The sequence below is a fragment of the Pseudomonas azadiae genome, from assembly GCF_019145355.1.
Taxonomy (GTDB): domain Bacteria; phylum Pseudomonadota; class Gammaproteobacteria; order Pseudomonadales; family Pseudomonadaceae; genus Aquipseudomonas; species Aquipseudomonas azadiae.
In genome coordinates, this window is sequence record NZ_JAHSTY010000002.1 from 2,321,002 (window position 1) to 2,340,564 (window position 19,563).

The 19,563-nt window shown below is 62.4% G+C and carries 20 protein-coding genes; 16 read left to right on the forward strand and 4 right to left on the reverse strand.

Annotated features, from left to right (window positions below; genetic code table 11):
* Positions 1-12 precede the first annotated feature (12 nt).
* From KVG91_RS26655 to KVG91_RS26680, 6 genes are read left to right on the forward strand one after another with little or no spacing between them, the layout of a single operon-like run.
* Positions 13-846: an alpha/beta fold hydrolase gene (locus tag KVG91_RS26655; protein WP_169375674.1), complete on the forward strand. Its 834-nt coding sequence runs from the start codon at positions 13-15 to the stop codon at positions 844-846.
* Positions 843-2,324, forward strand: coding sequence for an aldehyde dehydrogenase (locus KVG91_RS26660; RefSeq protein WP_169375675.1), 1,482 nt, complete (start codon positions 843-845; stop codon positions 2,322-2,324). The genes KVG91_RS26655 and KVG91_RS26660 overlap by 4 nt, the downstream gene beginning before the upstream one ends.
* A gap of 12 nt (positions 2,325-2,336) precedes the next feature.
* Positions 2,337-2,822, forward strand: a complete 486-nt coding sequence (locus KVG91_RS26665; protein ID WP_169375676.1) for a flavin reductase family protein — start codon at positions 2,337-2,339, stop codon at positions 2,820-2,822.
* 13 nt (positions 2,823-2,835) lie between these two features.
* Positions 2,836-3,225 (forward strand): carboxymuconolactone decarboxylase family protein, encoded by a 390-nt coding sequence (locus KVG91_RS26670; protein ID WP_169375677.1) that lies wholly within the window; start codon positions 2,836-2,838, stop codon positions 3,223-3,225.
* A gap of 23 nt (positions 3,226-3,248) precedes the next feature.
* Positions 3,249-4,001: a GntR family transcriptional regulator gene (locus KVG91_RS26675; protein ID WP_065952753.1), complete on the forward strand. Its 753-nt coding sequence runs from the start codon at positions 3,249-3,251 to the stop codon at positions 3,999-4,001.
* A gap of 2 nt (positions 4,002-4,003) precedes the next feature.
* Positions 4,004-4,567 (forward strand): NUDIX hydrolase, encoded by a 564-nt coding sequence (locus tag KVG91_RS26680; RefSeq protein ID WP_169375678.1) that lies wholly within the window; start codon positions 4,004-4,006, stop codon positions 4,565-4,567.
* Between the two features lie 173 nt (positions 4,568-4,740).
* Here the strand turns inward: KVG91_RS26680 and KVG91_RS26685 are convergent, their stop codons facing one another.
* A complete protein-coding gene (locus KVG91_RS26685) occupies positions 4,741-5,034 on the reverse strand; it encodes a DUF1330 domain-containing protein (protein ID WP_169375679.1) in 294 nt (97 codons plus the stop codon).
* A 69-nt stretch (positions 5,035-5,103) separates the two neighbouring features.
* On the opposite strand from KVG91_RS26685, the gene ribBA reads away from it, so the two are divergent.
* The 5 genes from ribBA to KVG91_RS26710 all read left to right on the forward strand — a co-directional run bounded on the left by ribBA (position 5,104) and on the right by KVG91_RS26710 (position 10,314).
* The gene (gene ribBA, locus KVG91_RS26690) at positions 5,104-6,210 is read left to right on the forward strand and encodes a bifunctional 3,4-dihydroxy-2-butanone-4-phosphate synthase/GTP cyclohydrolase II (RefSeq protein WP_169375680.1); all 1,107 of its coding nucleotides are present in this window, start codon (positions 5,104-5,106) and stop codon (positions 6,208-6,210) included.
* 179 nt (positions 6,211-6,389) lie between these two features.
* Positions 6,390-7,415 (forward strand): ABC transporter substrate-binding protein, encoded by a 1,026-nt coding sequence (locus KVG91_RS26695; RefSeq protein ID WP_169375681.1) that lies wholly within the window; start codon positions 6,390-6,392, stop codon positions 7,413-7,415.
* Positions 7,400-8,329: an ABC transporter permease gene (locus KVG91_RS26700; RefSeq protein WP_178115063.1), complete on the forward strand. Its 930-nt coding sequence runs from the start codon at positions 7,400-7,402 to the stop codon at positions 8,327-8,329. Before KVG91_RS26695 ends, KVG91_RS26700 begins: the two co-directional genes overlap by 16 nt.
* Before the next feature lie 6 nt (positions 8,330-8,335).
* Complete coding sequence (locus KVG91_RS26705; protein WP_169375683.1) at positions 8,336-9,145, forward strand: ABC transporter permease; 810 nt, start codon at positions 8,336-8,338, stop codon at positions 9,143-9,145.
* Between the two features lie 17 nt (positions 9,146-9,162).
* Complete coding sequence (locus KVG91_RS26710; protein ID WP_169375684.1) at positions 9,163-10,314, forward strand: ABC transporter ATP-binding protein; 1,152 nt, start codon at positions 9,163-9,165, stop codon at positions 10,312-10,314.
* A gap of 181 nt (positions 10,315-10,495) precedes the next feature.
* On the opposite strand, the gene KVG91_RS26715 is transcribed toward KVG91_RS26710, so the two are convergent.
* Positions 10,496-11,902 (reverse strand): purine-cytosine permease family protein, encoded by a 1,407-nt coding sequence (locus tag KVG91_RS26715; protein ID WP_169375685.1) that lies wholly within the window; start codon positions 11,900-11,902, stop codon positions 10,496-10,498.
* 318 nt (positions 11,903-12,220) lie between these two features.
* Here KVG91_RS26715 and KVG91_RS26720 point away from each other — a divergent pair, with 318 nt between their 5' ends.
* Both KVG91_RS26720 and KVG91_RS26725 read left to right on the forward strand, forming a co-directional pair.
* Positions 12,221-12,706, forward strand: coding sequence for a flavin reductase family protein (locus tag KVG91_RS26720; protein WP_169375686.1), 486 nt, complete (start codon positions 12,221-12,223; stop codon positions 12,704-12,706).
* Positions 12,707-12,761: 55 nt separating this feature from the next.
* A complete protein-coding gene (locus KVG91_RS26725) occupies positions 12,762-13,805 on the forward strand; it encodes an LLM class flavin-dependent oxidoreductase (RefSeq protein ID WP_169375687.1) in 1,044 nt (347 codons plus the stop codon).
* Positions 13,806-13,856: 51 nt separating this feature from the next.
* Here KVG91_RS26725 and KVG91_RS26730 read toward each other — a convergent pair whose 3' ends face one another.
* Together KVG91_RS26730 and rpiB are read right to left on the reverse strand one after the other, a co-directional pair.
* The gene (locus KVG91_RS26730; RefSeq protein WP_169375688.1) at positions 13,857-15,158 is read right to left on the reverse strand and encodes an Nramp family divalent metal transporter; all 1,302 of its coding nucleotides are present in this window, start codon (positions 15,156-15,158) and stop codon (positions 13,857-13,859) included.
* Between the two features lie 407 nt (positions 15,159-15,565).
* Positions 15,566-16,057, reverse strand: a complete 492-nt coding sequence (rpiB, locus tag KVG91_RS26735; RefSeq protein WP_169375689.1) for a ribose 5-phosphate isomerase B — start codon at positions 16,055-16,057, stop codon at positions 15,566-15,568.
* 251 nt (positions 16,058-16,308) lie between these two features.
* Here rpiB and KVG91_RS26740 point away from each other — a divergent pair, with 251 nt between their 5' ends.
* Genes KVG91_RS26740 through KVG91_RS26750 form a run of 3 tightly spaced genes read left to right on the forward strand, consistent with a single transcriptional unit; the run spans position 16,309 to position 19,543 of the window.
* Complete coding sequence (locus KVG91_RS26740; protein WP_169375690.1) at positions 16,309-17,796, forward strand: sugar ABC transporter ATP-binding protein; 1,488 nt, start codon at positions 16,309-16,311, stop codon at positions 17,794-17,796.
* Positions 17,793-18,770 carry an ABC transporter permease gene (locus KVG91_RS26745; RefSeq protein WP_169375691.1) on the forward strand — a complete coding sequence of 326 codons (978 nt, stop codon included), beginning with the start codon at positions 17,793-17,795 and terminating at the stop codon, positions 18,768-18,770. The genes KVG91_RS26740 and KVG91_RS26745 overlap by 4 nt, the downstream gene beginning before the upstream one ends.
* A 14-nt stretch (positions 18,771-18,784) precedes the next feature.
* Complete coding sequence (locus KVG91_RS26750; RefSeq protein WP_169375692.1) at positions 18,785-19,543, forward strand: SDR family oxidoreductase; 759 nt, start codon at positions 18,785-18,787, stop codon at positions 19,541-19,543.
* Positions 19,544-19,563 lie beyond the last annotated feature (20 nt).

Below are 19,563 nucleotides of genomic sequence, written 5' to 3' on the forward strand. Positions count from 1 at the left end.
CAGGAGCGCTCCATGATTCGGCTCACCGCTGAACGCACCCCGGCCGGCACCAGTTATCTGGCGACCGGCCAAGGCCAGCCTGTGGTTTTGATCCACGGCGTGGGCCTGAATAAAGAAATGTGGGGCGGGCAAGTCGTTGGCCTGGCCACCCATTACCACGTGATCAGCTATGACATGCTCGGCCATGGCGCCAGCCCGCGCCCGGCCGTCGGCACGCCGTTGCTCGGCTATGCGGACCAGTTGCTGGAACTGCTCGACCACCTGCAACTGGCCCAGGCCACGGTGATCGGGTTTTCCATGGGCGGCCTGGTCGCACGGGCGTTTGCCCTGCATTACCCCGACCGTCTCAAAAGCCTGGTGGTGCTCAACAGTGTGTTCAACCGCAGTCCCGAACAGCGTGCTGCTGTGATTGCGCGCACGGCCCAGGCTGCCGAGCACGGGCCGGATGCCAATGCCCAAGCGGCGCTGTCGCGCTGGTTCAGCCGTGAATACCAGGCGGCCAACCCGGCGCAGATCGCCGCGCTGCGCCAGACCCTGGCGGGCAATGACCCCCAGGGCTACCTCACCACCTATGAGCTGTTTGCCACCCAGGACATGTACCGCGCCGATGACCTCAAGGGCCTGCGCGCGCCCACCCTGGTCGCCACCGGCGAACTGGACCCCGGCTCAACGCCGGAAATGGCCCGGCAACTGGCCGACCGCATTCCCGGTGCCACGGTTGCGGTGCTGGCCGAGCAACGGCATATGATGCCGGTGGAATCACCTCGCATGGTCAACAGCCTGCTGCTGGGGTTTCTGAATACCGTGTACGCCCAAAACACTCCAATAAAGGGGATCGTTGCATGACACTCGCACGCTTCCAGATGTGCATCGGCGGTGAATGGGTCGATGCCCTGTCCGGCAAGACTTTCGACAGCCTCAACCCTGCCCTGGCCGAACCCTGGGCGCAACTGCCCGATGCCGATGAAGCCGACGTGGACCGCGCCGTACAGGCCGCGCAAACAGCTTTCGAAAGCCCGGCCTGGCGTGGCCTCACCGCCACCGCACGGGGCAAGTTACTGCGCCGCCTGGGTGATTTGATCGCCCAGAACACCGAGCAACTGGCGCAACTGGAAAGCCGCGACAACGGCAAGCTGATCCGCGAAACCCGCGGCCAGGTCAGCTACCTGCCGGAGTTCTTCCACTACACCGCAGGCCTGGCCGACAAGCTCGAAGGCGGCACCTTGCCGCTGGACAAACCGGACCTGTTCGCCTACACGGTCCACGAAGCCATGGGCGTGGTTGCCGCGATCATTCCGTGGAACAGCCCGCTGTACCTGACCGCGATCAAGCTCGCGCCGGCGCTCGCGGCGGGCAATACCATCGTGATCAAACCGTCAGAGCACGCTTCGGCGACCATTTTGGAACTGGCGCGCCTGGCCCTCGAAGCCGGGATTCCACCGGGCGTGGTCAACGTGGTGACCGGCTACGGCCCGAGTACCGGCGCCGCCCTCACCCGCCACCCACTGGTGCGCAAAATCGCCTTCACCGGCGGCGCGGCCACCGCAAGGCATGTGGTGCGCAGCAGCGCGGAGAACTTCGCCAAGCTGTCGCTGGAGCTGGGCGGTAAGTCGCCGAATATCATTTTTGCCGACGCCGACCTCGACAGCGCCATCAACGGTGCGATTGCCGGCATCTATGCCGCGTCCGGGCAAAGCTGCGTGTCGGGCTCGCGCTTGCTGGTGCAGGATGAAATCTACGACGAATTTGTGGAGCGCCTGGTGCAGCGCGCCGAGCGCATCCGCATCGGCAACCCCCAGGACGATGCCAGCGAAATGGGCCCCATGGCCACCGCCCAGCAACTGGCCGTGGTCGAAGGCCTGGTGGCGGATGCCATCGCCGAAGGCGCACGCCTGCGCACCGGCGGCAAGCGCCCGCAGAACCTCGGTGCAGGCTGGTTCTATGAGCCGACGTTGTTCGAGTGCGACACCAACTCGATGAAAATCATGCAGGAAGAAGTTTTCGGCCCAGTGGCTTCGGTGATCCGTTTCAAGGACGAGGCCCAAGCGCTGGCGATTGCCAACGACTCGCAGTTCGGCCTCGCCGCCGGCATCTGGACCCGCGACCTGGGCCGCGCCCATCGACTGGCCCGGGACGTGCGCTCGGGGATCATCTGGGTCAACACCTACCGCGCCGTCTCGGCCATGGCGCCCATCGGCGGCTTCAAGAACAGCGGCTACGGGCGCGAAAGCGGCATCGATTCGGTGCTGGCCTACACCGAGCTGAAGACGGTGTGGATCAACTTGTCCCAGGCGCCCATGCCTGATCCCTTTGTGATGCGTTAAGAGTCCACAACCATGATCGAACCCGGCATTTACAAAGACGTCATGAGCTCGTTCCCTTCGGGCGTCACGGTGGTCACCACCCTCGACCCGGACGGCGGCATCGTCGGCATCACCGCCAGCGCATTCAGTGCGCTGTCGATCGAGCCGGCCCTGGTGCTGTTCTGCCCCAACTACGCGTCGGACACTTACCCGGTCCTGCGCGACAGCAAGCGCTTCGCGATCCACCTGCTGTCCGCCGACCAGACCGCCGAAGCCTATGCCTTCGCCAGCAAAGGCAAGGAAAAGGCCAAGGGCATCGAATGGCACCTCAGCGAATTGGGCAACCCGCTGCTGGCCAACGCCACGGCCATCATCGAGTGCGAGCTGTGGCGCGAATACGACGGCGGTGACCACGCGATCATTGTCGGCGCGGTGAAGAACCTGATCCTGCCCGCGCAGCCGGTCACACCGATGATCTACCACAAGGGCAAGCTGGGCCCGCTGCCGACCCTGGCCTGAGGAGCGCTGAAGCATGAGCAACGAAAAATATGAACAGGGCCTGAAAATTCGTACGCAGGTATTGGGTGACGCCTACGTACGGCGTTCAATCGACAAGGCCGATGACTTCACCCGGCCGCTGCAGGAGCTGGTCACCGAGTACTGCTGGGGCCATGTGTGGGGCCGGGAGGGTTTGTCGCTTAAAGAACGCAGCATGATAAACTTGGCAATGATTTCGGCCCTCAATCGGCCTCACGAACTCAAGCTGCACGTGCGCGGCGCCTTGCGCAACGGGCTGAGTCGTGAACAAATACGCGAAATTCTGCTTCAGGTCGGCATTTACTGCGGAGTTCCCGCTGCCGTGGACAGCTTCCGGCTGGCCCGTGAAGCCTTCGCCGAAGCCGATGCCGAGGCCTCCAGTTAACCGCCACATTCAGAGCAGACCCCATGAAACGCGCGCCCCTCGACGACAGCTTCAAGGTCAATCACAACCCGGTCACCCTGCGCGAAATCGTGCTGGAGAAACTGCGCAGCGCCATCATGAATTTCCAGCTGCTGCCCGGTGACCGCCTGGTGGAGCGCGACCTGTGCGACCGCCTCGGCGTCAGTCGCACGTCGGTGCGCGAAGCCTTGCGCCACCTGGAGTCCGAAGGCCTGGTAGAGTTCGCCGACGCCAAAGGCCCGCAGGTGGCGATCATCACCCTGGCCGATGCCGTCGATATCTATGAACTGCGCTGTGTGCTCGAAGGCTTGATCGTGCAACTGTTCACCCTGCGCGCCAAGGCCAAGGACATCAAGGCCCTGGAAAAAGCCCTCGAGGAAAACCGCAAGGCCCTCAAGGAAGGCGAACTGCAGCAAGTGATCGATTCCGTGCAGGGCTTCTACGACGTGTTGCTCGAAGGCTCCGGCAACCACGTGGCCGCCACCCAGTTGCGCCAGTTGCAGGCGCGTATCAGCTACCTGCGCGCGACCTCGGTGTCCCAGCAGAACCGGCGTGGCGCCAGCAACCAGGAAATGGAACGCATGGTCCAGGCGATCAAGAGCGGTGACCCCCTCGCCGCCCACCAGGCCTGCGTCGACCACGTGCGTGCAGCGGCGGCCGTGGCCCTGGATTACCTCAAGCGCAAACAGGAAGAAACCGGCAAGCTCCCCGAGATCACCCTGCCCATCGCACTCAAAGAACCGCGCATAGGTCACTGACCGTGCCCAGCCCCAGCTTCTGCCCGACCTGCGGCGGCCATGACCTCGGTCACCAGCTGCCACCGGGCGACACCCACGAGCGCCTGATGTGCCGGGGCTGCGGCTATATCCACTACATCAACCCCAAGATTATCGCCGGCTGCATCATCGAGCAGGACGGCAAGTACCTGCTGTGCCAGCGCGCAATCCCCCCGCGCCCCGGCACCTGGACGCTGCCGGCCGGCTTCATGGAAGGTGGCGAAACCACCGAAGAAGCGGCGTTGCGCGAAGTCTGGGAAGAGAGCGGCGTGCGCGCCGAGATCGTGTCGCCCTACTCGATCTTCAGCGTGCCCAGAATCAGCGAGGTGTACATCATCTTCCGCGCCATCGCGCTGGAGATCACCGGCCAGTTCGGGCCGGAAACCCTGGCCTACACATTCTTCGCCCCCGAGGACATCCCTTGGGACAGTATCTACTACCCGGCGATCCGGCAGATCCTTGAACGTTACATCGAGGAACGCCAGGCGGGAGTGTATGGCATGTACATGGGGAATGATGACAGCGGCAAGATTCACTTCATGCGCTGAGTCCGGCCCGAATGTGGTTCAACCTGTGCTGACTGGCCTTTGTGGGAGCTGGCTTGCCTGCGATTCAGGCACCTCGGTAGATCAGGCACACCGAGTTGATGTCATCGCAGGCAAGCCAGCTCCCACAGAAAAGCAGATCGGCGCAATTCATCCAACCTGCTTTTGATCTTGATCTAAGGCGCCAGCCCTTCCACGATAATGATCTGCGCCTGCGCCACGCCTTCCCGTTGCGCCTTTGCCTCTTGATATTCCACAGACGCGTAGCACGCCACCGCCTGCTCGTAGCTATCAAACTCAATCACCACGTTGCGCTGCCGCGCCGGCCCACCTTCCAGTGCCTCGCTGCGCCCGCCCCTGGCCAGAAAGCGCCCGCCAAACTTGGCGAACGCCGCTGGCGCACGGCTCGTGTACTGCGTGTATTGCTCGGCATCCGCCACATCGACATGGGCAATCCAGTAAGCCTTCATCCTGACCTCCTCTTGTTTGAGTTTTGTGGTATACCATAATACATACAACCAACAACACGAGCATTCCCTATGCCCTTCAACAGCATCGCAGACATCATCGAAGACTACCGCCAGGGCAAGATGGTGTTGCTGGTGGACGACGAAGACCGGGAAAACGAAGGCGACTTGTTGCTACCCGCAGCGTGCTGCACCGCCGAGACTATCAGTTTCATGGCCCGCGAAGCCCGTGGCCTGATCTGCCTGACGCTCACCGACGAACACTGCCAACGCCTGGGCCTGGAACAGATGGTGCCCAGCAACGGCAGCGTGTTCAGCACCGCGTTTACCGTGTCCATCGAAGCCGCCACCGGCGTCACCACCGGCATCTCCGCGGCCGACCGCGCACGCACCGTGGCGGCGGCCGTCGACATCAACGCCGGCCCCGCCGACATCGTGCAGCCGGGGCATATCTTCCCGCTGCGTGCCAAGGATGGCGGCGTGCTGACCCGCGCCGGCCACACCGAAGCCGGTTGCGACCTGGCGCGCCTGGCCGGGCACACACCGGCCTCGGTGATCGTCGAAGTGATGAACGATGACGGCACCATGGCCCGCCGCCCCGAGCTGGAAGCCTTTGCCCACAAGCACGGGATCAAGATCGGCACCATCGCCGACCTGATCCACTACCGTCTCAGCACCGAACGCACCGTGGTGCGCATCGGCGAACGCGACCTGCCCACGGTGCACGGCACCTTCCGCCTGATCACCTTTGAAGACCGCATCGACGGCGGCGTGCACATGGCCATGGTCATGGGCCAACTGCGCCGCGATGAACCGGCGCTGGTGCGTGTGCATGTGATCGACCCACTGCGCGACCTGGTCGGCGCCGATTACAGTGGCCCCTCCAACTGGACCTTGTGGGCCGCCCTGCAACGCGTGGCGGCAGAAGGCAGCGGCGTGGTGGTGGTGCTGGCCAACCATGAGTCGTCCCAGGCATTGCTGGAGCGCGTACCGCAGTTGACCCAGGCACCGCGTCAGTTCAGCCGGTCGCAGTCGCGGATTTATTCGGAAGTCGGCACCGGGGCGCAGATATTGCAGGACCTGGGCGTTGGCAAGCTGCGTCACCTCGGACCACCGTTGAAATACGCAGGCTTGACCGGTTACGACCTGGAAGTCGTGGAAAGCATCCCCTTCATCTGAGTCTGGAAACCCAGCGTTGGCGGATAACCGGTATGGCAAAGTGCTTGCGCAAAGCTTGGAATACCATAATATGATATTCCATAGGCCGGACAACCTTGACCAGGTAATCCGGACCGACTGCTCCCGATAGGCGGGCACTCCAAAGCCCCGCTCATAAACACAACAATGAGGGCGTAAAAATGGTGTTGAACAAAGGTGCAACCGCGGCGCTGTTCGCGGGGTTGTTGAGCGTGGCCAGCCAGGCGGCGCTGGCGGCGGAAAGTGTCAACTTCGTCAGCTGGGGCGGCAGCACCCAGGATGCGCAGAAGCAAGCGTGGGCTGACCCGTTCAGCAAAGCCAGCGGCATCACCGTGGTCCAGGACGGTCCCACCGACTACGGCAAACTCAAGGCCATGGTCGAAAGCGGCAACGTGCAGTGGGACGTGGTGGATGTCGAAGCCGACTTCGCCCTGCGCGCCGCCGCCGAAGGCCTGCTCGAGCCCCTCGACTTCTCGGTGATCCAGCGCGACAAGATCGACCCGCGCTTCGTCTCCGACCATGGCGTCGGTTCGTTCTTCTTCTCCTTCGTGCTCGGCTATAACGAAGGCAAGCTCGGCGCCGGCAAACCGCAGGACTGGAGCGCCTTGTTCGACACCAAGACCTACCCCGGCAAACGCGCCCTCTATAAATGGCCAAGCCCAGGCGTGCTGGAACTGGCGCTGCTGGCCGACGGTGTTGCAGCCGACAAGCTCTACCCCCTGGACCTGGACCGCGCCTTCAAAAAACTCGACACCCTCAAGAAAGACATCGTCTGGTGGGGCGGCGGCGCGCAGTCGCAACAGTTGCTGGCGTCCGGTGAAGTCAGCATGGGCCAGTTCTGGAACGGCCGCATCCACGCCTTGCAGGAAGACGGCGCACCGGTGGGCGTGAGCTGGAAGCAGAACCTGGTGATGGCCGACATTCTCGTGGTGCCTAAAGGCTCGAAAAACAAAGCGGCCGCGATGAAGTTCCTGGCCAATGCCAGCAGCGCCAAGGGCCAGGCGGATTTCTCCAACCTGACCGCCTACGCGCCGGTGAACATCGACAGCGTGCAGCGCCTGGATTCGGTCCTGGCGCCCAACCTGCCGACGGCCTATGCAAAGGATCAGATCACTCTCGATTTCGCCTACTGGGCCAAGAACGGTCCGGCCATTGCGACACGGTGGAATGAATGGCTAGTCAAATGAAAATGACGGCAACCACGCCGACCGGAGGCGCCCTCGGCGCCTCTGGTGCAGTTGGCGCCAAGGCCGGGGCGCCGTCCCTGGCGCAGCGTTGGCGCGGGTCGAGCAACCTGATTCCGGCGCTGCTGTTCCTCGGCCTGTTCTTCCTGGCGCCGCTGATCGGCCTGCTGCTGCGCGGCGTGCTGGAGCCGGTGCCGGGCCTTGGCAACTACGAACAGCTGTTCGCCAACTCGGCGTATGCGCGGGTGCTGCTTAATACCTTTTCGGTGGCCGGCCTGGTGACCCTGTTCAGCCTGCTGCTGGGCTTTCCGCTGGCCTGGGCGATTACCCTGGTGCCGCGCGGCTGGGGCCGCTGGATCCTGAATATCGTGCTGTTGTCGATGTGGACCAGCCTGCTCGCCCGCACCTATTCCTGGCTGGTATTGCTGCAAGCCTCGGGAGTGATCAACAAGGCGCTGATGGCCATGGGCATCATCGATCAACCGCTGGAAATGGTGCATAACCTCACCGGCGTGGTGATCGGCATGAGCTACATCATGATTCCGTTCATCGTGTTGCCGCTGCAGGCGACCATGCAGGCCATCGACCCGATGATCCTGCAGGCCGGTTCCATCTGTGGCGCCAGCCCATGGACCAACTTCTTCCGGGTGTTCCTGCCGCTGTGCCGGCCGGGGTTGTTTTCCGGCGGGTTGATGGTGTTTGTGATGTCCCTCGGTTACTACGTCACCCCCGCCCTGTTGGGCGGTGCGCAGAACATGATGCTGCCCGAGTTCATCATTCAGCAGGTGCAATCGTTCCTCAATTGGGGCCTGGCCAGTGCCGGTGCGGCATTGCTGATTTTCATCACGCTGGTGCTGTTCTACTTCTACCTGAAGCTCCAGCCGGAATCTCCGGTTGGCGCCAGCAACGCGAGGTAAGCCGTCATGCTCCTGACCCCCAACGCCATGAGCCGCAGGATGCGCCTGGGACTGTACACCACCACCGGTTTGATTGGCCTGTTCCTGCTCCTGCCGATCGTGTTTATCGTGCTGCTGTCGTTCGGCTCGTCGCAATGGCTGGTGTTCCCGCCGCCCGGTTGGACGCTGAAATGGTACGGCCAGTTCTTCTCCAACCCCGACTGGATGAACGCGGCGATGGCCAGCCTCAAGGTGGCGGTGCTGACCACGATTTTCGCCGTCGCGCTGGGGCTGCCGACAGCCTTTGCCCTGGTGCGCGGGCGCTTCCCCGGCCGCGAGCTGCTCTACGGCCTGTTCACCCTGCCGATGATCGTGCCGCTGGTGATCATCGCCGTGGCGGTGTACGCGCTGTTCCTCAAGCTCGGCTACACCGGCACGATGTTCGCCTTTGTGGTCAGCCATGTGATCGTCGCGCTGCCGTTCACCATCATCTCGATCATCAACTCGCTGAAGCTGTTCGACCAGTCGATTGAAGACGCCGCGGTGATCTGCGGCGCCTCGCGCTTGCAGGCGGTGTTCAAGGTGACCTTCCCGGCAATTCGCCCAGGGATGGTGGCCGGTGCGCTGTTCGCCTTTCTCGTCTCGTGGGACGAAGTGGTGCTCAGCGTGATGATGGCCAGCCCGACCCTGCAAACCCTTCCCGTGAAAATGTGGACCACCCTGCGCCAGGACCTGACGCCTGTGATCGCCGTCGCCTCGACGTTGCTGATCGGCCTGTCGGTACTGGTCATGGTGATTGCCGCCGCCCTTCGTCGGCGCACCGAACCGAGCGCCTAAGCGCCCAGGAGCAGAACATGAGTGCAGTGATCCAAGATGTGCGCAACCCTGGCCAACCCCTGGTCAGCCTGCGCAACCTGAACAAGTACTACGGCGACTTTGCCGCCGTGGACAACATCTCCCTGGACATCCAGGACGGCGAGTTCCTCACCTTCCTCGGCTCCAGCGGCTCGGGCAAGAGTACCACCCTGTCGATGCTCGCCGGCTTTGAAACGCCGAGCAGCGGCGAGATCCTGGTGAGCGGGCAATCCCTGGTCAACGTGCCGCCGCACAAGCGCGACATCGGCATGGTGTTCCAACGCTACTCGCTGTTCCCGCACTTGTCGGTGCGCGACAACATCGCCTTTCCCCTGGCCATCCGCAAACTGGCCAGCGCCGAACGCGAGAAACGCGTCGACGCCATGCTCAAGCTGGTACAGCTTGAGCAGTTTGCGCATCGCCGCCCTTCGCAACTCTCCGGCGGCCAGCAACAACGCGTCGCCATCGCCCGCGCGCTGGTGTACGAGCCGCGCATCCTGCTGATGGATGAACCCCTGGGCGCCCTCGACAAGAAGCTGCGTGAAGACCTGCAGGACGAACTGCGCCAGTTGCACCGGCGCCTGGGCATCACCATCGTCTACGTGACCCACGACCAGGAAGAAGCCATGCGCCTGTCCCAGCGCATCGCGATTTTCAGCCACGGCAAGATCGTCGGTCTGGGCAGCGGTTTCGACCTGTACCAGAACCCGCCGAACGCGTTTGTCGCGTCGTTCCTCGGCAACTCCAACTTCCTCAAGCTCAAGGCCCAGGGCAATGCGGCGGCGTCCTTCGAAGGCCAGTCGCTGTCAATCCGCCTGACCAGCGGGCTGCGCACCGAGCAGGATGTATTGCTGATGGTGCGCCCGGAAAAGGCCCTGGCGCTGAGCGTCGAACAGGCCGCCGAGCAACCGTTGGCCGCAGGCTGGAATGAAGTGTCGGCGATTGTCGGGGAGGTGTTGTTTCTTGGCGAAAGCCAGACCTGCGCGGTGAAGACCCACGGCGGCACCTCGATGACCGTCAAGGCGCTGTCTGCCGCCGGCATGCCGCTCAAGGCCGGTGACCCGGTGCGGGTGCGCTGGGCGACGGCGGATGCGTGTGTGTATACGCAGTGGACCGAGAGTGATTTGAACAAGGCGGCCGGGGCGCACTGACCCTTAACGAAGCATCACCTTCGGGTCGCCATGGCGTCGGGTCATGGCGGCCTTTTTTATTTTTAACGCTCCCACGCTCCGCGTGGAACGATCAAAGCTTGCCATGACATCCCGTTGTGGCGCGCCCGCGCGAGATACAAAAATGCCCGGCACTGGCCGGGCACTTGAGTTGATTCAGGGTCTAGTCGGTGTAACCCAGCTTCACCGCCCTGACCTTCTGCGCCTGCTTGCGCGTCGCCAGGCAGTAATACAACGGACAGGTCACCACCAACCCCACCAGCCACGACAGGTCCGCGCCTTCCACCAGGTTGGCCCACGGCCCCACATACAAGGACGTATTGGCAAACGGCAGTTGCACGATAATGCCGATGAAATACGCCACGATTGCATGCAGGTTAAACCGCCCATACACCCCGCCGTCGGCCTGGAAAATCGAGGCGATGTCGTACACCCCGCGTTTGATGATGTAGAAATCGATGAGGTTGATCGAGGCCCACGGCACCAGCACCAGCAACAGCGCAAGAATCAGCCCGATAAATTGCGCGATGAAGTCCGCCGACGCACCCAGCGCCACCAAGCAGCAACCGGCGAGGATCACGCCCGACAGCCCCACGCGCACCTTGATGCTCGGGGTCCAGTGGCTGGCGAAGGTCTGGATCGAGGTGATGATCGAAAGCACCGCGCCGTACAGGTTCAGGGCGTTGTGGCTGATGATATTGAGCAGGAACAGCACCATCAGGATCGGCCCCAGCGCGCCGGTGGCCTGTTTGACCGCGACCATCGCTTCGGTGCCTTCCGGTGTCGCCAGCGCCGCCACCAGGCCGAAGGCGAACGACAGGATGGTGCCCAGGGTCGCGCCCAGGTAGGTGGCGATAAACGGCCGGGCGATGCCGATGTCCACCGGCAGATAGCGCGAATAGTCACTGGTGTAGGGCGAGAAGCTGATCTGCCAGATCACCCCCAGCGATACCGTGGCCAGCCAGCCGGCGGCGTTGAAACTGCCGCGGGTGAGGAAATCCGCCGGCAGCTCATGGGCAAAGATGTAGACGAAACCGGCGAGCAACGCGCTGCCCATTACCCAGGTGCCGATGCGGTTCAAGGTATGGATAAAGCGGTAGCCGATCACACCGATGGCCGTAGCACTGAGCGCGCCGATCAGGATGCTCGCCGGCACCGGGACCGACGGCACGATGCCGACGATGGATTTGCCGGCCAGCACGATGTTGGAGATGAAAAAACCGATGTAGATCAGTGCCGCGAAAAACACGATCAGCAGCGCGCCATAGCGCCCGAACTGGCCGCGGCTCTGCACCATCTGCGGGATGCCCATACGCGGGCCCTGGGCCGAGGCAAGGGCAATCACCACACCGCCGAGCAGATGCCCGAGAACAATCGCCAGCAGCCCCCACATCAGGTTGAGGTGAAACACCTGGGCCACCATCGCGCCGGTGACGATGGGCAGCGGCGCAATATTGGTACTGAACCACAACGTGAACAGGTCGCGGGCCTTCCCGTGGCGCTCTGCGAGGGGGACGTAGTCGACCGTGTGATGCTCGATCAGGGGGTCTTGCCGGGACATCTGAGGCATAGGAATAACTCGCGTTTGTCTGATCTTATAGTTGTTTGACGCCAACCGGGGGCGCTCTACGGCCGCCCCTCAGATGAACACCATATTATGGTATTCCAAGCTTTTAACAAGGCTGATCCGCTGTTTTAGCCTGCCTCTGATCCGGCTATCCCGACCCGAAAACACCCGCCATTAAGAGAAGAACCCCCGCAATAGAGGGTTCTGGCGGGTTTTGAACACGTTCATCGCTTGTTCAAAAAAGCCCTTGCAACTGCTGTATTACGGTATACCATCAGACCTATAAATTTAAAAAACCGCTTCACAGCAGAGGACCATCCCATGATCGATGCCGCCATCTACAAACAAGTGATGGGTTCGTTTCCGTCCGGGGTCACCGTGATCACCACGCTCGATGACGACGGGCAAATCGTCGGCCTCACGGCGAGTGCGTTCAGCTCGCTGTCCATGGACCCGGCCCTGGTGCTCTTCTGCCCCAACTACAGCTCCGACTCCTACCCCGTGCTGATCAAGAACAAGCGCTTTGCCATCCATGTGTTGTCCGGCGGGCAGCAAAGCGAAGCCTACGCCTTTGCTCGCAAAGGCAAGGACAAGGCCCAAGGCATCGAGTGGACCCTGAGTGCATTGGGCAATCCGATCCTGGCCAACGCCACGGCCGTCATTGAATGCGAGTTGTGGCGCGAATACGAAGGCGGCGACCACGCCATCATGGTTGGCTCGGTCAAGAACCTGATCGTGCCGGCGCAGCCCAATGGGCCCCTGGTGTATTGCCACGGCAAAATGGGTACCCTGCCGGTGCCTGCCTGATCCCCCGCCGAACCCGTTTTTTGCGGAAAATAACAATAGATCCGAGGTAAGCGTCATGAAATTTTCGCTGTTCGTACACATGGAGCGCTGGGATGAAAGCGTCAGCCACCGTCAGTTGTTCGAAGACTTGACCGAACTGACCCTGATGGCCGAAGCCGGTGGCTTCAGCACCGTGTGGATTGGCGAACACCACGCGATGGAATACACCATATCGCCAAGCCCGATGCCGCTGCTGGCTTACCTGGCGGCCAAGACCACCACTATTCATCTGGGCGCCGGCACCATCATCGCGCCGTTCTGGCACCCGTTGCGGGTGGCGGGCGAGTGCGCATTGCTCGACGTGATCAGCAACGGGCGCATGGAGGTGGGCCTGGCCCGTGGCGCTTACCAGGTGGAATTCGACCGCATGGCCGGCGGCATGCCCGCCTCGAGCGGCGGCCAGGCCCTGCGTGAGATGGTGCCGGTAGTGCGCGCCTTGTGGAAAGGCGACTACGCCCACGATGGCGACATCTGGAAATTCCCTACCTCCACCAGCGTGCCCAAGCCGATCCAGCAGCCCAACCCACCGATGTGGATCGCCGCCCGTGACCCCGACTCGCACAACTTCGCCGTGGCCAACGGCTGCAACGTGATGGTCACGCCGCTGATGAAGGGCGACGAAGAAGTCCTGGACCTTAAAAACAAATTCCAGGCCGCCCTGGACAACAACCCTGGCGTGCCCCGCCCGCAATTGATGGTGCTGCGGCACACCCACGTGCACGCCGCCGATGACCCGGAAGGCTGGAAGGTTGGGGCCAAGGCGATCTCGAAGTTCTATCGCACCTTCGATGCCTGGTTCGGCAATAAGAACGTGCCGGTCAACGGCTTCCTGGCGCCAAGCCCGGAAGAGAAGTTCGCCGCACGCCCAGAGTTCGAACTGGAGAGCCTGCACAGAACCGCGATGATCGGCACCGCAGAAGAGATCATCCCGCGCATCCGGTACTACCAGGAACTGGGCGTGGATGAGTTCAGCTTCTGGTGCGACAACAGCCTGCCCCATGCCGAGAAGAAAAAGTCTTTGGCACTGTTTATCGAGCAGGTGGTGCCGGCGTTTCGTTGACCGCCTGCAGGCGTCGCATCAACCGGTGCGACGCCTGCATTCACCCGCTCGTCAGCTGAATAGTTCGACACCCAGCTGGAACGCGACCCAAAGCGCGAGCCCCGTGGCAAACAGCAACGCAATGTTCTCGAACAGGTTATTACGGTACTCCTTGCTGAGCAGCGACTTCTGGTTGGACATGATCAGCAAGCCGAGGGAAATCACCGGCAGGCCAATGATGTTCAGCGCGCTGACACCGATGGTCAGCGTGACGAAGTCCGGCATGCCCGGCAGCGACCAGATCAGCGGCGTCACCAGGATGAACAGCATGAACCACTTGTGCATCGGGTCATGGTGGAACTCTTTGCCGTAGCGTTCCCGGCGTCCGGGGCGCACGTGCTGGAACGCATCGGTGATCAGCATCGGGAAGGCCGTGGTCTTGCCCGAGATGCTGGCGAACAGCGTCGCGAACACACCGATAAAGAAGATGTACCAGCCGATCGGGCCGAAGAAGATCTCCAGCGCTTTGCCCAGGTCGCCCAAGGTCTTCACTTCAATGCCGTTGGGCCGCAGGATCTCGGCGCCGACAATCCAGATCGCCAGGTTGATCACGATGCCGATGAACACGGCGAACAGCAGGTCGTTACGCTGGATGCGCTTGTGCTGCGGGCCGACCCAGCCTTTCTGGCGCATCACGTAGGGGTGCACGAAGTTGGCGATCGAGCCCGCCACCGCGCCGATCACCGAGACCGCTACCAGCAGAGCGCCATGCACGCCCTCATCCGGCGGAATGCTGAAACCGATCGTGCCTCTGACAATGCCCGCCATATCCGGCCCGGACATCACCGCCAGAGCAATGAACGCCAGGGTCATGATCGCCAGCAGGCCTTTCATCACGCCTTCGATCATCGAATAGATATTGCGCCCGACCAGCAGCCACACCGCCAACACCACCGCCACCGAGCACAGCAGCGCATAGTCGGACTTGAACAGCATGGCCAGCGCTTCACCCGCGCCCTTGATCATGTAGGCATTCATCAAATGCCCCATCAGCAGCGCGTACACCAGCAGGAACCAGGCGAAAAACGGGTTCAACTGGGCGTAGCCCTGAAGGATCGTCATGCCTTGGTTATTGCACAGCTGGAAGCGCGCAATGATGTTGACGATCAGGTACCGCAGCAGCAGCGATACCGCGAGCACCCACATCATGGCGTAGCCGTAGTTGGCGCCGGCAACGGAGGAGGTAATCAGATCGCCTGCGCCGAGCCAGGACAGTACCGCGATGACGCCTGGGCCGAGCAGCTTTAGAAGTCGTACAACATGGCCGGACGCAGGCGCCACAGCCTTGCCTTCGACGGATGGAAAACCGGTCATAGGGGGGAGTCTCCGTTATTTTTTTTGTGAGAGCCCAGCTAGTCGAACACAGTTGATACGACGTCGTACAACTGTAGAGAACAGATAAGTATTAATAAATGTTTCGCGATACCTCAAGGGCCCGCAGCTCGCCGTGGCATGGGGGTTTGCACAGGCGTTGTGCCGACGCTGAGTCGCCAGTAGTTGTTGTGGCGAGCGGGCTTGCCCTAATGCCGTTCAGTTAAGCGAACGCAATGCTCAAAGCAACGAAGATTAAATGTGGGAGCGGGCTTGCTCGCGAAGACGTCAGCTCAGCAAACATTGATGTTGGCTGACCCACCGCTTTCGCGAGCAAGCCCGCTCCCACAGGGGATCTGCGCTTAACTGAACAGCATTAGGGCAAGCCCGCTCGCCACAGGAGGCGCGCTTCACGCGCCCTCCTTGCCCCTTGGCAACGCCCTGTCAGCCTGCTCGAGCGCCGTGATGCGCTCGACTTTCGCCCCGGAGCGCTCCGCTTCGAATTCCGACGCCAGGAACACCTTGACGATGCTCTTGGCCAGCTCGGTTCCGATCACCCGCGCGCCGATGGACAGGATCTGCGCGTCGTTGCTCTTGCGCGCGCGCTCGGCCGAATAGGTGTCATGGGCCTGGGCTGCGCGTACACCGTTGATTTTGTTGGCTGAAATCGCCATGCCGATGCCAGTGCCGCAAATCAGCACGCCCAGGCGTTGCTCGCCAGCTTCCACCGCCGTCGCAACCGCCACCGCGATGTCCGGATAAAGCACGGGGCTGAGCGAGTAACAGCCGAAGTCCTGGACCGCGTAACCCAAGGATTCGATATAGCGCTTGAGCAATTCCTTGAGTTCGAAGCCGGCCTCATCGCAACCGACGGCTACCGAAAACTTAGTGTGTGCACCCATGACTGCTTCTCCGCCACGATCAAATGATCACCTACTGAAATATTGCACAATCATTAGCGAACGGCAAACCCTTCGCTGTCAAGGCTTATCTATCAGGGGATACGGGTAAAAACATCAAAAACCCAGGAAGACACGGCGCAACCCATTGACAAAATACGCACAAGCGGTTTAAACATATGATCACTATCCGATCATATGATCACACTGTTGGATACGCACAACTAATAAGAAATCAGCAAGAGGACACACCAATGGCCACGCCATTACTGCTCCAGGCTGAACACATTTGCAAAGCCTACGCCGGGGTCCCGGCCCTGCGTGATGGGCGGCTCTCCCTGCGTGCCGGCAGTGTGCACGCCCTGTGCGGCGGCAATGGCGCTGGCAAATCGACCTTCCTCAGTATCTTGATGGGCATCACCCAGCGTGACGCCGGCAGCATCCTGCTCAACGGCCAGCCGGTGCAGTTCGACCGCCCCAGCGCGGCGCTCGCTGCCGGCGTGGCGATGATCACCCAAGAGCTGGAACCCATCCCCTACATGACCGTGGCCGAAAACATCTGGCTGGGCCGCGAACCGCGCCGCGCCGGTTGTATTGTCGACAGCAAGTCACTCAACCGTCGCACCCGCGAGCTGCTGCAAAGCCTGGAATTCGAGGTGGACGCCACCAGCCCGATGCACCGCCTGAGCGTGGCGCAGATCCAACTGGTTGAAATCGCCAAGGCCTTCAGCCACGACTGCCAGGTGATGATCATGGACGAACCCACCTCGGCCATCGGCGAGCGCGAAACAGAAACGCTGTTCAAGGCCATCCGCCGTCTTACGGCGCGCGGCGCCGGCATCATTTACGTGTCGCACCGCCTCAGCGAGCTGGCGCAGATCGCCGATGACTACAGCATCTTTCGCGACGGCGCCTTTGTGGAAAGCGGGCGCATGGCCGCTATCGACCGCGCCCACCTGGTGCGCGGCATCGTTGGCCAGGAGCTGCAGCGCATCGACCATAAGGTCGGCCGCGCATGCACGGCCGCCACCTGCCTGGAGGTCAGCGGCCTGAGCCGCGACGGCGAGTTCCAGGACATCAGCCTGCAACTGCGCCAGGGCGAGATCCTCGGTATCTATGGGCTGATGGGCTCGGGCCGCAGCGAATTCCTCAACTGCCTGTACGGCCTCACCGTGCCCGATGCCGGCAGCGCCACCCTGCAAGGCCAACCCTTGCCCACCGGCGCCCCGGCGGCGACGATTCGCGCCGGCATGTCACTGGTGACCGAAGACCGCAAAGACAGCGGCCTGGTGCTCAGCGCCAGCATCCTGGCGAACATTGCGCTGTCGGCCTACAAGCAATTGTCGCGCTGGTCGGTGATCAACCCACGCAAGGAACAGGCCCTGGCGCAAAGCATGGTCAAGCGCCTGCAGATCAAGGTCTCGTCCCTGGACCTGCCGGTGGAGTCCATGAGCGGCGGCAACCAGCAAAAGGTCGTGCTCGCCAAATGCCTGTCGACCCAGCCGATCTGCCTGCTGTGCGACGAGCCCACGCGCGGCATCGATGAGGGCGCCAAGCAGGAGATCTATCACTTGCTGGACGCGTTCGTGCGTGCCGGTGGCGCGGCCATTGTGGTTTCGTCCGAAGCGCCGGAACTGCTGCACCTGAGCGATCGCATCGCCGTGTTCAAGGGCGGTCGCCTGGTGACCGTCAGCACCGACACCGCCCTTTCCCAGGAAGCCTTGTTGAGTCTTGCCTCATGAATAGCAAAATCCTCGCCGCCCCCGTTACCGCCGCGCCGCGCAATCGCCTGCGCGTGTCCCTCGACCGCTTCGGCCTGCCGCTGGTGTTTATCCTGCTGTGCCTGGTGATGGCGTTCTCCAGCGAATACTTCATGACCTGGCGCAACTGGATGGACATCCTGCGCCAGACCTCGATCAACGGCATCCTCGCCGTGGGCATGACCTACGTGATCCTGACCAAGGGCATCGACCTGTCGGTGGGCTCGATCCTGGCGTTCGCCGGTTTATGCAGCGCGCTGGTCGCCACCCAGGGCTATGGCCTGCTGGCGGCGGTGAGCGCGGGGATGTTCGCCGGGGCGATGCTCGGCGTGGTCAACGGCTTCATGGTCGCCAACCTGTCGATCCCACCCTTTGTCGCCACCCTCGGCATGCTCAGCGTGGCGCGGGGCATGACCTTTATCCTCAACGATGGCAGCCCGGTCACCGACCTGCCGGACAGCTTCCTGGCCATGGGCATCGGCAAGCTCGGCCCCATCGGCGTGCCGATCATTATCTTTGCGGTGGTCGCGCTGATCTTCTGGATGGTGCTGCGCTACACCACCTACGGGCGCTACGTGTACGCAGTGGGCGGCAACGAGAAAAGTGCGCGCACCTCCGGCATCGGCGTGCGCAAGGTGACGTTTTCGGTGTATGTGATTTCCGGGCTGCTCGCGGGATTGGCTGGCGTGGTACTCGCCGCGCGCACCACCTCGGCCCTGCCCCAGGCAGGCGTTTCCTATGAACTGGACGCAATTGCCGCCGTGGTGATCGGCGGTACCAGCTTGTCGGGCGGCACCGGCAGCATCGTCGGCACGCTGTTCGGCGCGCTGCTGATCGGCGTGATCAACAATGGCTTGAACCTGCTCGGGGTGTCCTCCTATTACCAACAAGTGGCCAAGGGATTGATCATCGTGCTCGCGGTGTTGATTGATGTCTGGCGCAAGAAAAAACGCTAAGCGGAGTGTGTGCAATGTCCAATTTCTGGAACCAGGCGTTCGACCTCACCGGCCGTTGCGCCGTGATCACCGGGGGCGCCGCCGGTATCGGCCGCGCCTGTGCCGAGCTGTTGGTGGAGCGTGGCGCGAGGGTGGTGTTGCTGGATCGCGATCCGGCCGTGGTTGACGTCGCCACAGGGCTAGGTGCCGGCCACCTGGGCCTGATGGTCGATCTGCGCCAGACCGACGCGATACAGGCGGCGGTCGACCAGGCGGCCATCCATCTGGGGCGTATCGATTACCTGGTCAACAGCGCCGGCGTGGCCCTGTTGGACAAGGCGCTGGAGGTCTGCGAAAACGCCTGGGACACCACTCTGGATATCAACCTCAAGGCCAGCTTCTTCGTGGCCCAGGCCTGTGCCCGGCACATGCTCGAACGTGGCGGCGGGCGTATCGTCAACCTCGCGTCACAGGCCGCCGTCATCGGCCTGGACCGCCACGTGGCTTACTGCGCCAGCAAGGCCGCCGTGGTCGGCATGACCAAGGTCCTGGCCATGGAATGGGCGTCCCATGGCATCAACGTCAACGCCGTGTCGCCGACGATTGTCGAAACCGCCCTGGGCAAGCAGGCCTGGGCCGGCGAGCTGGGGGAACGGGCCAAATTGCAGATCCCGGTGGGGCGCTTCGCCCAGCCCGAGGAAATCGCCGGCCTGGTGCTTTACCTGGTCAGCGACGCGGCCAGGATGATCACCGGCGCAAACGTGATGATCGACGGCGGCTACAGCATCCAGTAACCCGGCTTCTCTCTATAAGA

What these genes read in the sequence shown, in the direction of transcription:
- KVG91_RS26665 (WP_169375676.1), top strand. Translation starts at nt 2,337, where the DNA reads ATGATCGAACCCGGCATTTACAAAGACGTCATGAGCTCGTTCCCTTCG.
- ribBA (WP_169375680.1), top strand. Translation starts at nt 5,104, where the DNA reads ATGCCCTTCAACAGCATCGCAGACATCATCGAAGACTACCGCCAGGGC.
- KVG91_RS26715 (WP_169375685.1), bottom strand. Translation starts at nt 11,902, where the DNA reads ATGCCTCAGATGTCCCGGCAAGACCCCCTGATCGAGCATCACACGGTC.
- KVG91_RS26720 (WP_169375686.1), top strand. Translation starts at nt 12,221, where the DNA reads ATGATCGATGCCGCCATCTACAAACAAGTGATGGGTTCGTTTCCGTCC.
- KVG91_RS26740 (WP_169375690.1), top strand. Translation starts at nt 16,309, where the DNA reads ATGGCCACGCCATTACTGCTCCAGGCTGAACACATTTGCAAAGCCTAC.
- KVG91_RS26705 (WP_169375683.1), top strand. Translation starts at nt 8,336, where the DNA reads ATGCTCCTGACCCCCAACGCCATGAGCCGCAGGATGCGCCTGGGACTG.
- KVG91_RS26655 (WP_169375674.1), top strand. Translation starts at nt 13, where the DNA reads ATGATTCGGCTCACCGCTGAACGCACCCCGGCCGGCACCAGTTATCTG.
- KVG91_RS26710 (WP_169375684.1), top strand. Translation starts at nt 9,163, where the DNA reads ATGAGTGCAGTGATCCAAGATGTGCGCAACCCTGGCCAACCCCTGGTC.
- KVG91_RS26675 (WP_065952753.1), top strand. Translation starts at nt 3,249, where the DNA reads ATGAAACGCGCGCCCCTCGACGACAGCTTCAAGGTCAATCACAACCCG.
- KVG91_RS26745 (WP_169375691.1), top strand. Translation starts at nt 17,793, where the DNA reads ATGAATAGCAAAATCCTCGCCGCCCCCGTTACCGCCGCGCCGCGCAAT.
- KVG91_RS26700 (WP_178115063.1), top strand. Translation starts at nt 7,400, where the DNA reads ATGGCTAGTCAAATGAAAATGACGGCAACCACGCCGACCGGAGGCGCC.
- KVG91_RS26685 (WP_169375679.1), bottom strand. Translation starts at nt 5,034, where the DNA reads ATGAAGGCTTACTGGATTGCCCATGTCGATGTGGCGGATGCCGAGCAA.
- KVG91_RS26725 (WP_169375687.1), top strand. Translation starts at nt 12,762, where the DNA reads ATGAAATTTTCGCTGTTCGTACACATGGAGCGCTGGGATGAAAGCGTC.
- KVG91_RS26670 (WP_169375677.1), top strand. Translation starts at nt 2,836, where the DNA reads ATGAGCAACGAAAAATATGAACAGGGCCTGAAAATTCGTACGCAGGTA.
- KVG91_RS26730 (WP_169375688.1), bottom strand. Translation starts at nt 15,158, where the DNA reads ATGACCGGTTTTCCATCCGTCGAAGGCAAGGCTGTGGCGCCTGCGTCC.
- KVG91_RS26695 (WP_169375681.1), top strand. Translation starts at nt 6,390, where the DNA reads ATGGTGTTGAACAAAGGTGCAACCGCGGCGCTGTTCGCGGGGTTGTTG.
- KVG91_RS26750 (WP_169375692.1), top strand. Translation starts at nt 18,785, where the DNA reads ATGTCCAATTTCTGGAACCAGGCGTTCGACCTCACCGGCCGTTGCGCC.
- KVG91_RS26660 (WP_169375675.1), top strand. Translation starts at nt 843, where the DNA reads ATGACACTCGCACGCTTCCAGATGTGCATCGGCGGTGAATGGGTCGAT.
- rpiB (WP_169375689.1), bottom strand. Translation starts at nt 16,057, where the DNA reads ATGGGTGCACACACTAAGTTTTCGGTAGCCGTCGGTTGCGATGAGGCC.